Here is an 11,075-nt window from a genome sequence, read left to right as displayed (position 1 = left end):
CCTTCGACTTGGGTGATGACCACGTCGTCGCCCACGCTGAGTTGCGCGGTGCTGGTGATGCGCCACGTGCTGTCGCCAATGCGCACGCGGCTGTAGCCGTTGCTCATGGGTTCAAGCACCGTGGCATGCATGCCGACCAACTGCTGGCCGCGCTGATTGAGCGAACCATTGTGCCGGTCCGGCCTCTGGCGCGTGCTGAGCCACTTCCACCACAGCCACGCGGCGACCATCGTCAGCACGGCAAAGCTCACACCCTGCCATTCCCACGACAGCGGCAACAGCCAAGTCAGTAAGCCGACCAACGCCGCCGCAATGCCACTCCACAGCAAATAACCACTCGCACCGAGCAGTTCTGCTGCCAGCAACAGGCCGCCGAGTGACAGCCAAAACAGGTGCGGGCTTGCTATAAGCTGTTGCAGCATTATTTTCCGCCTTTGGTTTCTTTCAACAGTTCCGCAATACCGCCAATGGAGCCCATCAGGCTGCTGGCGTCCAGCGGCATCATGATCACTTTACTGTTATTGGCTGAGCCGATTTTGGTCAGCGCGTCGGTGTATTTCTGCGCCACGAAGTAGTTGATGGCCTGCACGCTGCCCGCGGCGATTGCCTCAGACACCATTTTGGTGGCCTGAGCTTCTGCTTCTGCCGCACGTTCACGGGCTTCAGCTTGCAGGAATGCCGACTGGCGCTCACCTTCGGCTTTCAGGATCTGAGACTGCTTTTCACCTTCGGCGCGCAGAATGGCTGACTGGCGCACACCTTCGGCTTCAAGGATATCCGCGCGTTTGGTACGTTCGGCTTTCATCTGGGCGTTCATCGCCGAGATAAGCTCTGCCGGTGGGCGCACGTCGCGAATTTCGATACGGGTGATTTTCACGCCCCACGGGTTGGTGGCTTCGTCGACGATATGCAGCAAACGTGCGTTGATATTGTCGCGTTGTGACAGCATTTCGTCCAATTCCATCGAACCCAAAACAGTACGGAAGTTGGTCATGGTCAGGTTAACAATCGCCTGCTCAAGGTTGCTGACTTCATAGGCGGCGCGCGCTGGGTCAATCACCTGAATAAAGCAGACGGCGTCGATGGCCACATTGGCGTTATCGCGGGAGATCACTTCCTGAGAAGGAATATCCAGCACTTGTTCCATCATATTGATTTTGCGGCCGACGCGGTCGACGAAGGGCACAACCAGATTCAGGCCGGGCATCAGGGTTTTGGTATAACGGCCAAAACGTTCGACGGTCCACTGATAGCCTTGAGGAACGATTTTTACACCGGCGAAAACCACCAGTAGGGCGAGAACCACAATAATCGGGATTACGGTCAACATAGTTTGAACTCCTGTAATACCTTAGATATTTCAAGCTAGGCAGGCGTGAGTTGCTTTCCTGCAACTGGAACTATTTGGGGTATGGCTGCGTGTCCTATTGTTTTCTGGAGATTCTCCAGAAAAAACAAATTCATGTGAGCACAATGCATATATTTTGCTCATAGGAGATTGTCGCACAAAACAGGCGTAAGTCGTATGGAATAAGGATAGTTCAGGACAAATGAAGATCGAGTTCAAGGACCAGCGCGACGAGTGCCGCGCTGGGGGAAGCATCTGAGGATCAGTAAAGTAAGGAGTACAGCTGGCGGCGATATTTGGCGGCCAGCGCGTCGCCAGTGCCGAGCGCAGCCAGAATATCCATCAGCGTTTTGCGCGCAGAACCGTTAGCCGCGCCGAGATCTTTCTTCAGCGGTGCCATCAGCAGTTCCAGCGCCTCTTCATTACGGCCAACCGCGTGCAGTTGCAGGCTGAGCTTAACCGCCAGCTCAACGTTGTCCGGCTCTTGCTGAAGTTGTTGCTGCAATTGCTGGATTTCTGGGGTGTCGGCAGCTTGCTTCAACAACTCGATCTGCGCGATAAGCCCCTGATAGCGCGAGTCTTTATCTTGCAGCGGAATAGTCGCCAGCACGGCTTCGGCATCTTCACTGCGGTTGAGCTGAATTTGCACTTCAGCCAGCAACAGGCCGATATCACTGCGCTGTTGGCTGAGCTGCCAGGCTTCTTTCAGCAGCGGCAGGGCTCCGGTCAGGTCACCGGCTTGCAGTAACTCTTGAGCCTGAGCGACTTTCAACTCTTCTTCTTTCGGCAACACTTTTTGCAGCAGTTCGCGGATCACTTCTTCCGGCTGCGGGCCTTGGAAACCGTCAACCGGCTGGCCGTCTTTAAACAGATAAACCGCCGGGATTGAACGCAGACCGAACTGCTGAGCAATCATCTGTTCCGCGTCGCAATCGACTTTTGCCAGAATCAGCTGCCCGGCGTATTCAGCCGCCAGCTTGTCGAGGATCGGCCCCAGCACCAGACAGTGCTGGCTGCGTTCGGACCAGAAGTAAAACATCACCGGAACCGACATGGACTGTTCTAACGTCTGGTGCAGGTTGGTTTCATTGATATTAATGACAGAAGGTTGTGCCAGCATAAATCAGTCTCTCTTATCTTGGTGAAGCCATGTCCCTTGTTGAACAGTTTCGCACCGAGATTGTGATAAATAATAAGATGTTAAAAGCTAAATGGGGGCACTTGTGCCAGCTTCAACCCCTAGCTGCTAGCTATTACCGCGCAGGATTTTATCCAGCACGCGGCCGGGTAACAGGCGGCGCAGCACCGTGATGCCGTGCGCCAGCAGCGTCACCGGATAGCGCAGTCGCGCCTTCGGGCTTTCTAAAGCATGGCGCAATTTTGGCAAAACTGCCTCTGGCGTCAGGGTAAAACGCTTGGCGATACCCGGATTATTCACCGGCTTGTCGGCCTGCGACTGATTAACGTTCTGCGTGAAGTTGCTGGTCAGCGGGCCGGGCTCAATCAGGCTGACCTGAATCCCGGTGCCGTGCAGCTCCATGCGCAGCGCGTCAGACCAAGCCTCTAGCGCGTATTTACTGGCGGCGTAGACCCCGCGCCCCGGCGTGCTGATTAAGCCCATCACCGAGCTGGTTTGAATGATGCGCCCTTCGCCGTGGGCCAGCATGGCGGGCAGCAGCAACTGGGTGAGCTGATGAGTGCCGAACAGATTGGTGGAAAATTGCTGCTCGAACTGCTCCCGGCTGATGCCGCTCAACTGCCCGTAAACCCCGTAACCGGCGTTATTGAACAGGCCGTACAGGTGATTGCCGGTCAGCGCGATGACTTCAGCGGCGGCGCGTTCGACGCTCTGCTTATCATCCAAATCAAGCTGTACGGTTTCGAAACCCTGCTGTTGAAGATTCTCAAGATCCTGCGCTTTGCGGCAAGCCGCCAGCACGCGATAGCCGCGCTGACGCAAATCGTGCGCGGCAACCAGCCCAATGCCGCTTGAGCAGCCGGTGATCAATACTGCTTTTTGCATAACTTTACCTGTCAGAAGCCCCTATTTTTCAGGACTGTGGTTTACTTAGGGTTTCGGCCTATTTGACCAGCGGCGCGAGCTTGTCCGCCATCCAGTCAGCAATAAATGGCTGAGCTACCTGAGCCGGATGCAAACCGTCATCCTGCATCCACTCTGGCTTCACGGCGACCTGTTCCATAAAGAAAGGCACCAGCGGAACATCATTCTGCTTCGCCAGCGCCGGGTAAATGGCATAGAAGGCGTCAGTATAACGGCGTCCGTAGTTCGGCGGCAGGCGGATTTGCATCAGCAGCGGCTCGGCGTTGGCCTGTTTCACCAAGCCAATGATTTGGTTCAGCGTCTGGGAGATAGCCGTAGGGGCAAAGCCACGCAGGCCGTCGTTAGCCCCCAGCTCAATCAGCACCCAGCGCGGCTGATGCTGTTTGAGCAGCGCGGGAAGGCGAGCCAGCCCTTGCGCCGCGGTGTCGCCGCTGATACTGGCATTCACAATGGTGGGTTTGCCTTGCTCACTCTGCCACTTGTTGTTGAGCAGTGTGGGCCAGGATTGAGCAACCGGCAGGCGATAAACCGCGCTTAAACTGTCTCCAACAATCAGTAACTTATCAGCCGCAGTAGCGCGAGCACTCAGCGTTGCAGCGACCAGCATTGATACAAGTAAAAGGAAAGGAAGATGCCAGCGGGAAACGTTCTTGAAGTTCATCATCTTAGTAAACACGTCGGTCAGGGTGAAAGTCAGTTAACCATCCTGTCCGGTGTCGAGCTGGTTGTCAAACCGGCGCAGACCATTGCGCTGATCGGCGAGTCGGGGTCAGGTAAATCTACCTTGCTGGGTATTTTGGCCGGGCTGGATGATGGCACCGGCGGCGATGTAAAGCTGCTCGGCCAGTCGCTGACCGACATGAACGAAGAGGGCCGCGCCGCGCTGCGCGCCAAAAACGTCGGCTTTGTGTTTCAGTCTTTCATGCTGGTGCCGACCCTCAACGCGCTGGAAAACGTCCAGCTTCCAGCCCTGCTACGCGGCGAGTCTGACGCCAATAGTCGCGCACAGGCGGTGCAGCTGTTGCAGCAGCTTGGCTTGGGCGCGCGCCAGCACCATCTTCCGGCCCAGCTTTCCGGCGGCGAGCAGCAGCGCGTGGCGCTGGCCCGGGCGTTTATCGGCAAACCTAAACTGCTGTTCGCCGACGAACCGACCGGCAACCTTGACCGCGCCACCGGCGAGCGCATCGTCGACTTGCTGTTTTCTCTCAACCGCGACGCGGCAACCACGCTGATTCTAGTGACCCACGACGAGCAACTGGCGGCCCGCTGCCAGCGTCGCCTGCGCCTGCGTGACGGTAAATTGTGGGAGGAAGCATGATTTGGCGCTGGTTTTGGCGAGAGTGGCGCTCGCCTTCGCTATTAATCGTCTGGCTGGCCCTGACGCTGGCGGTGGCCTGCGTGCTGGCATTGGGCAGCATCAGCGACCGCATGGAGAAGGGGCTGAGTCAGCAAAGCCGCGATTTTATTGCCGCTGACCGCGTGCTGCGTTCTGCACGCCCCATTACCGAAGCTTGGTTGCAGGACGCCGAGAAGCAGGGGCTGAAAGTCAGCCGCCAGCTCAGTTTCATGACCATGACTTTCGCCGGAGACACGCCGCAGCTGGCGGATGTCAAAGCGACGGATCTTGCTTATCCGTTATACGGCGATTTGCAAACCCAGCCACCGGGCATGAAGCCTGAGCCGGGCACCGTGCTGGCCGCCCCGCGCCTCATGGCGCTGCTCAATGTGAAAGTGGGCGACAATCTTGAAGTCGGCGATTCAACCTTCAAAATTGCCGGAGAGATTATTCAAGAGCCGGATACCGGCTTTAACCCGTTCCAGACGGCGCCACGTCTGATAATGAACTTGGCGGACGTGCCTAAAACCGGCGCGGTGCAGCCGGGTAGTCGTTTGACCTATCGCTACATGTTTGCCGGTCCGCCGGAGGATATTCAGGCTTACGGCGACGCCATCAAAGGGCTGCTGAAACCGGACCAGCGCTGGTACGGCATGGAGGAGTCCGAGGGCGCTCTGGGTAAATCCTTGCAGCGTTCCCAGCAGTTCTTGCTGCTCTCGGCGCTGCTGACGCTGATGCTGTCGATTGCCGCCGTGGCCGTCGCCATGGGCCATTACTGCCGCAGCCGCTATGACTTGGTGGCGGTGTTGAAAACCCTCGGCGCGGGCCGCCGTTCGCTGCAAAAACTGATTATCGGCCAGTGGGTGGCGGTGCTGCTGCTGGCGGCGGTGTCGGGCAGTGTAATTGGTTTGCTGTTCGAAGCCTTGCTGATGAAGATGCTGACGCCAGTGCTGCCTACCGCCTTGCCGCCGTCGGGCGTTTGGCCGTGGATCTGGTCGATGGGCTCGCTGCTGGTGATCTCCCTGCTGGTGGGGGCGCGGCCTTATAAACAGCTTCTGGCGACTCAGCCACTGCGGGTGCTGCGCAATGACGTCGTCGCCAATGTCTGGCCGCTGCGCTGGTTTATTCCGGTGATGCTGCTGATTGTGGTCGGCCTACTGGCGGCGCTGGTCGGCGGCAGCACCTTGCTGTGGTCGCTGCTGGCGGGCGTGGTAGTTCTGTCGCTGCTGCTCGGGGCGATTGGCTGGGGCAGCCTGCTGCTGTTGCGCCGCGTTACCGTCGGCAAACTGCCGCTGCGGCTGGCAATCAACCGTCTGGTGCGCCAGCCGTGGGTGACGCTCAGCCAGCTGGCGGCCTTCTCCATGTCCTTTATGCTGCTGGCGCTGCTACTGGTACTGCGCGGCGACCTGCTCGACCGTTGGGAAAAGCAGCTGCCGCCGGACAGCCCTAACTATTTCTTGTTGAACATCACCAAGGATCAGATCCCACAGGTGACGGAATTCCTGAATCAGCATCAGACCAAGCCGGAAGAGTTCTACCCGATTGTGCGCGTGCGGCTGACCAAAATTAACCAGCAGGTGTCGACGGATATCATTAAACCGGACGACGCCGCCGGAGAGGCAGTTAACCGCGAGCTTAACCTGACGTGGATGCAAGGCCTGCCGGATCACAACCCGCTGGTGGCCGGTGACGGGCCGCCGAAGGCTGGAGAAGTGTCGATAGATGAAGGGCTGGCGGGGCGTCTGGGCGTGAAGCTTGGCGATACGCTGACCTTCAGCGGCGACACGCAGGACTTCAGCGCCAAAATCACCAGCCTGCGCAAAGTGGACTGGGACAGCCTGCGGCCAAACTTCTACTTTATCTTCCCGCCGGGCGCGCTGGATGCTCAGCCGCAAAGCTGGCTGACCAGCTTCCGCTACGAAGGGGACGCCAAGGCGATCACCGAGCTTAACCGCCAGTTCCCAACTCTCAGCCTGCTGGATGTCGGCTCGATCCTAAAACAGGTGGGTCAGGTGCTACAGCAAGTAAGCCGTGCGCTGGAAGTGATGGTGATTCTGGTGATGCTGTGCGGCGGCTTGTTGCTGCTGGCGCAGATTCAGGTCGGCATGCGCCAGCGCCGTCAGGAGCTGATTGTGTATCGCACGCTGGGAGCCAGTAAGAAGCTGCTGCGCGGCACCCTGTGGTGTGAATTCGCGGTGCTGGGACTGGTTGCGGGGATTGCCGCCGCCGTCGGTGCCGAAGCCGCGCTGTGGCTGCTGACGCGCAAAGTGTTTGATTTTCCTTGGGAGCCGAACATGGTGCTGTGGTGGTCGGTGCCGCTCATCAGCGCTATTTTGCTGTCACTCTGTGGCGGTTGGATGGGCGTGAGATTACTGCGGGGAAGGGCGCTGTTCAGAGCTTACGGCAACTGATTTACCGCAACTGACTTACGGCAACTGAACTAGGGTAAATAAAAACGGCTCCCTCAATCTTGCGGGAGCCGTACTAATCAGAGCTTCGCCAAGGCCCAATCAATGCCGCTGGCGTATTCCGCTGGTAACAGCGGGATCAGCGATTTCAGGTTATCTTTCAACAACTCAGCGCTGGCGTCATTCAGGTTGAGATGCCCGACTTTACGCCCGGCGCGCACTTCCTTCTCATACCAATGCAGATTCACCAGCGGCAGGCTCAGCCAGTCGTTGGAGACATCCGTGCCAATCAGATTGACCATCACGGACGGCGTGCTGACCACTGGCTTAGGCAGCGGCAAGCCGAGAATGGCGCGTAAATGCATTTCGAACTGGCTGTAGGACGCGCCGTTTTGCGTCCAGTGGCCGCTGTTGTGTACACGCGGAGCCAGCTCGTTGATCAGCAAACCTTCGCTTACCACGAAGCACTCCATCGCCATCACGCCGACATATTCCAGCTCATTGAGGATGGCGGCCAGCATGCTTTCAGCCTGCTGTTGCAGAGCGGCGTCAGGAGTTGGCAGGGCCACGCTGGTGCGCAGAATGCCGTCCTGATGCAGGTTGTGAGTCAGCGGGTAGAACACGGTTTTGCCATCGTGGCCGCGTGCGCCTACCAGTGACACTTCACCCGAAAAATTAATGCCTTGCTCGACAATGCACTCGCCGTAGCAGTCGGCGGGCAAAGTCTGCTCTTCCCCGGCACGTAAGCGCCACTGGCCGCGACCGTCATAGCCGCCGACGCGGCGTTTAACGATGGCTAACTTGCCAAGCTGGGAAAAGACCTGCGGCCATTCGGCGGCGTCAGCCAGCAACTGCCAAGGGGCGGTGGCTAAACCGAGTTGGTCGAGTAACTGTTTTTGCGTCAGGCGGTCAGCCAAACGCGGGAAAATGTCGCGGTTAACGAAGGCGTTGTGGGTTGCCAACTCGCGCGTTAAGGCGGTTTCAGGCCAGCGCTCGATTTCAGCGGTGATCACGCTCTGCTGAAAAGGCACGGCTTCCGGCTCGGCGTCCAGCCCGACTGGGTAAACGGCGATGCCTAAAGGTTCACCGGCCTGACGCAGCATGCGGCCGAGTTGGCCATTTCCGAGTACGCAAACCGGCTTCATGCTTCCTCCCGAGGATCGGGATTGTTCAGCACTTCGTCAGTCTGCGCCTGACGCCATGCGGCGATATCTTTACCAATCTGCGCGTCGTGAAGCGCCAGAATTTGCGCGGCCAGCAGCGCGGCGTTGGCGGCTCCGGCTTTGCCGATAGCCAGCGTACCCACTGGTATACCGCGCGGCATCTGCACAATAGAATAGAGGCTGTCGACGCCACTCAGCGCGGCGCTTTGTACCGGCACGCCAAGCACTGGCACCAGCGTTTTGGCTGCCAGCATACCCGGCAGGTGAGCAGCACCACCGGCTCCGGCGATAATCACATCAAACCCGTTGGCAGACGCCTGTTCAGCAAAGCTAAACAGCTTGTCTGGCGTACGGTGAGCAGAAACAACTTCGACATGGAAAGGAATATTCAGCGTCGTGAGGATCTCGGCGGCGAACTGCATGGTCGCCCAGTCACTTTTTGACCCCATAACAATCGCGATTTTGGCTGGGGTAACGTTGGATGACATGTCGGTAATGCTCCTGTGATAATCAGTAAGTAACGCGCAGAGGCCGCAAATCATATCACGCTCAACTGGCAAGGAAAACGGTTGCGTCGCCGGAAACAGTTGGTTTTATGGTGAGAAGTCAGCCCGGGATTTGTATAATCCGTATCAATACGATCCTAAATAAATGAACTGGAAACTGATTTATGACACAGGCTTTGTTGGCTCCGATTTATGATTTTTTGCATTGCGAAACCCCGGCGCGTTGGGTGGACGTGGCGCTGGAGAATCAAGAGATCATGCTGATTGACCACGCCAACTGTGAAAAGAAGGCGGCGGCCACCGCCATGAGCCTGATGACCAAATACGTCGAGCGCACCGAGCTGCTGTTCTGCGCCGCCCGTCTGGCGCGTGAGGAGCTGCACCACTTCGAGCAGGTGGTGGAGATCATGCAGCAGCGCAATATTCCCTATACCGTGCTGTCGCCATCGCGCTACGCCAGCGGCATGATCAAGCATTCGCGCCATCACGATGAGTTGAATATTCTGGTGGATAGATTGATTATCGGGGCTTATATCGAAGCCCGTTCGTGCGAGCGTTTTGCCAAAATCGCGCCGCATCTCGATGAGACGCTGTCGCGCTTCTACACGTCGCTGTTGCGCTCCGAGGCGCGCCATTTCACGGATTATCTCGAACTGGCGCAGCAGTACGCGGGGGAGGATATTAGCGAGCGTGTGCAATCTTTCGGACGAGTTGAGGCGGAGTTAATTCTGTCGCCAGACGAGCAATTCCGCTTCCACAGCGGCGTACCGGTCTAACCTTTACGCATCAGTTTATTCAGAATGGGAAGGTGATCAGCTCGACGCCCTCGGCGCTGACTTTGATCATCGATCCCTCTTCGTGCCATGCGCCTAACACCGCGCGATGCCCGGTTTTACCGTCTAGCGGCACGTCGTGGACCGCGGGGCGGTGCGTGTGGCCGTGGATCATCCACTCGACGCCGTTGTTTTCCATTTCGCGGATCACCGCTTGCGGATTGACGTCCATCACCTCTAAAGATTTGCCACTGTTTGAGGCTTTGCTGTTGGCGCGCATTTTGGCAGCAATGGCTAAACGCCACTTGAGGGGCAGGGCTAAGAACAACTTCTGAATCAGCGGGTTATGCACTTTCTTGCGGAACTTCTGGTAACCCACGTCGTCGGTACACAGGGTGTCGCCGTGCAGAATAAGCACCCGGCGGCCATACAGCTCCAGCACTTTCTTCTCCGGCAATAGCTGCATCAGGCTGGCGCGGGCAAAGCGGCGGCCAACAAGAAAATCGCGATTACCGTGAATAAAGAAACAAGGCACGCCTTGCTGATGTAACTCGTTGAGCGCGGAGGCAATTTCAGCGTGCAGCGGCTCGGGATCGTCGTCGCCTATCCACGCTTCAAACAGGTCGCCGAGGATGTAAAGTGCGTCGGCCTGCGGCGCATCTTCACGTAAAAAACGCAGAAAACCGGCAGTAATTGCCGGTTCTTGTGCGCACAGATGGATATCTGCAATAAAAAACGTTGCCATTAAGACGACGATTATTCGCTAACGGTAACGCTAGTGATGATCACGTCTTCTTGTGGAACGTCTTGGTGCATGCCGCTGCGGCCAGTTTTTACTTTTTTGATTTTCTCAACCACGTCCAGACCGTCGGTGACTTCTGCGAACACGCAGTAACCCCAACCCTGTGCGTTTTCGCCACGGAAGTTCAGGAAGTCGTTGTCAGTGACGTTGATGAAGAACTGCGCGGTAGCTGAATGCGGGTCATTGGTACGGGCCATAGCCAGCGTGCCTTTGGTGTTTTTCAGACCGTTATTTGCTTCGTTTTTGATCGGCGCATCGGTGTTTTTCTGGTTCATGCCTGGCTCAAAACCGCCGCCTTGGATCATGAAACCGTCGATGACACGGTGGAAAATGGTGTTGTTATAGAAGCCTTTACGGCAATAGTTCAGGAAGTTTTCAACGGTAACCGGCGCTTTATCCGCGAAGGTGTTGATAACAATGTCGCCGTGGTTGGTGTGAAAAGTAACCATAATAATCATCCTGCTTATGTTGATGTGTGCTCTCAGTGTGAGCCCCCAATATAGCCTTTTCTTATACCACAACTCAAAAGCAGGCGTCAGCCGTGGGTTTTAGTTGCTCGCTTTACAAACAAGGGTTGCCTGATAATCGCCTTCTCTCTAACATTAAGTGTTACTTTATAACAATATGACCAGAGAAAGCCGCTCTGCGGCGGCTTATGCCGTTTCGGTGAAATCATT

12 protein-coding genes are annotated in these 11,075 nt (G+C 57.0%); 3 read left to right on the top strand and 9 right to left on the bottom strand.

Going from position 1 to position 11,075, the window contains the following annotated elements:
* The 5 genes from GEAM_RS13330 to tesA all read right to left on the bottom strand — a co-directional run.
* Window positions 1-422, bottom strand: a 422-nt coding sequence (locus tag GEAM_RS13330; RefSeq protein WP_034792259.1) for an NfeD family protein, incomplete at its 3' end; no start/stop codon positions are given.
* Window positions 422-1,330, bottom strand: coding sequence for an SPFH domain-containing protein (locus tag GEAM_RS13325; RefSeq protein ID WP_034792258.1), 909 nt, complete (start codon window positions 1,328-1,330; stop codon window positions 422-424). The genes GEAM_RS13325 and GEAM_RS13330, both read right to left, overlap by 1 nt.
* 280 nt (window positions 1,331-1,610) lie before the next feature.
* Window positions 1,611-2,468 (bottom strand): co-chaperone YbbN, encoded by an 858-nt coding sequence (locus GEAM_RS13320; RefSeq protein WP_034792257.1) that lies wholly within the window; start codon window positions 2,466-2,468, stop codon window positions 1,611-1,613.
* 126 nt (window positions 2,469-2,594) lie between these two features.
* On the bottom strand, window positions 2,595-3,371 hold the full coding sequence (locus GEAM_RS13315; RefSeq protein ID WP_034792256.1) for an SDR family oxidoreductase: 777 nt from the start codon (window positions 3,369-3,371) through the stop codon (window positions 2,595-2,597).
* A gap of 58 nt (window positions 3,372-3,429) precedes the next feature.
* Window positions 3,430-4,071: a multifunctional acyl-CoA thioesterase I/protease I/lysophospholipase L1 gene (tesA, locus tag GEAM_RS13310; protein ID WP_034792255.1), complete on the bottom strand. Its 642-nt coding sequence runs from the start codon at window positions 4,069-4,071 to the stop codon at window positions 3,430-3,432.
* Here tesA and ybbA point away from each other — a divergent pair.
* Window positions 4,042-4,728 carry a putative ABC transporter ATP-binding protein YbbA gene (gene ybbA, locus GEAM_RS13305; RefSeq protein WP_034792254.1) on the top strand — a complete coding sequence of 229 codons (687 nt, stop codon included), beginning with the start codon at window positions 4,042-4,044 and terminating at the stop codon, window positions 4,726-4,728. The two genes, tesA and ybbA, sit on opposite strands and share 30 nt — an antisense overlap.
* A complete protein-coding gene (ybbP, locus tag GEAM_RS13300; RefSeq protein ID WP_034792253.1) occupies window positions 4,725-7,157 on the top strand; it encodes a putative ABC transporter permease subunit YbbP in 2,433 nt (810 codons plus the stop codon). Before ybbA ends, ybbP begins: the two co-directional genes overlap by 4 nt.
* A gap of 77 nt (window positions 7,158-7,234) precedes the next feature.
* Here the strand turns inward: ybbP and purK are convergent, their stop codons facing one another.
* Both purK and purE read right to left on the bottom strand, forming a co-directional pair.
* The gene (purK, locus tag GEAM_RS13295) at window positions 7,235-8,299 is read right to left on the bottom strand and encodes a 5-(carboxyamino)imidazole ribonucleotide synthase (protein ID WP_034792252.1); all 1,065 of its coding nucleotides are present in this window, start codon (window positions 8,297-8,299) and stop codon (window positions 7,235-7,237) included.
* Entirely contained in the window at window positions 8,296-8,805 is a 510-nt protein-coding gene (purE, locus tag GEAM_RS13290) for a 5-(carboxyamino)imidazole ribonucleotide mutase (RefSeq protein ID WP_034792251.1), read from the bottom strand. The genes purK and purE overlap by 4 nt, the downstream gene beginning before the upstream one ends.
* Window positions 8,806-8,987: 182 nt before the next feature.
* Between purE and GEAM_RS13285 the strand changes: the two genes are divergently transcribed.
* Window positions 8,988-9,599, top strand: a complete 612-nt coding sequence (locus GEAM_RS13285; protein ID WP_034792250.1) for a MiaE family protein — start codon at window positions 8,988-8,990, stop codon at window positions 9,597-9,599.
* A 19-nt stretch (window positions 9,600-9,618) separates the two neighbouring features.
* On the opposite strand, the gene lpxH is transcribed toward GEAM_RS13285, so the two are convergent.
* The gene (gene lpxH / locus GEAM_RS13280; protein WP_034792249.1) at window positions 9,619-10,341 is read right to left on the bottom strand and encodes a UDP-2,3-diacylglucosamine diphosphatase; all 723 of its coding nucleotides are present in this window, start codon (window positions 10,339-10,341) and stop codon (window positions 9,619-9,621) included.
* An 11-nt stretch (window positions 10,342-10,352) separates the two neighbouring features.
* Entirely contained in the window at window positions 10,353-10,847 is a 495-nt protein-coding gene (ppiB, locus tag GEAM_RS13275) for a peptidylprolyl isomerase B (protein WP_034792247.1), read from the bottom strand.
* Window positions 10,848-11,075 lie beyond the last annotated feature (228 nt).

Source organism: Ewingella americana ATCC 33852 (genome assembly GCF_000735345.1).
Classification (GTDB): Bacteria; Pseudomonadota; Gammaproteobacteria; order Enterobacterales; family Enterobacteriaceae; genus Ewingella; species Ewingella americana.
This window is presented reverse-complemented; position numbering and strand designations above follow the sequence as displayed.

Bases quoted from the DNA above. Each gene is read 5' to 3' on its own strand.
- GEAM_RS13325 (WP_034792258.1), bottom strand. From the start codon at position 1,330: ATGTTGACCGTAATCCCGATTATTGTGGTTCTCGCCCTACTGGTGGTT.
- GEAM_RS13320 (WP_034792257.1), bottom strand. From the start codon at position 2,468: ATGCTGGCACAACCTTCTGTCATTAATATCAATGAAACCAACCTGCAC.
- GEAM_RS13315 (WP_034792256.1), bottom strand. From the start codon at position 3,371: ATGCAAAAAGCAGTATTGATCACCGGCTGCTCAAGCGGCATTGGGCTG.
- ybbA (WP_034792254.1), top strand. From the start codon at position 4,042: ATGCCAGCGGGAAACGTTCTTGAAGTTCATCATCTTAGTAAACACGTC.
- tesA (WP_034792255.1), bottom strand. From the start codon at position 4,071: ATGAACTTCAAGAACGTTTCCCGCTGGCATCTTCCTTTCCTTTTACTT.
- ybbP (WP_034792253.1), top strand. From the start codon at position 4,725: ATGATTTGGCGCTGGTTTTGGCGAGAGTGGCGCTCGCCTTCGCTATTA.
- purK (WP_034792252.1), bottom strand. From the start codon at position 8,299: ATGAAGCCGGTTTGCGTACTCGGAAATGGCCAACTCGGCCGCATGCTG.
- purE (WP_034792251.1), bottom strand. From the start codon at position 8,805: ATGTCATCCAACGTTACCCCAGCCAAAATCGCGATTGTTATGGGGTCA.
- GEAM_RS13285 (WP_034792250.1), top strand. From the start codon at position 8,988: ATGACACAGGCTTTGTTGGCTCCGATTTATGATTTTTTGCATTGCGAA.
- lpxH (WP_034792249.1), bottom strand. From the start codon at position 10,341: ATGGCAACGTTTTTTATTGCAGATATCCATCTGTGCGCACAAGAACCG.
- ppiB (WP_034792247.1), bottom strand. From the start codon at position 10,847: ATGGTTACTTTTCACACCAACCACGGCGACATTGTTATCAACACCTTC.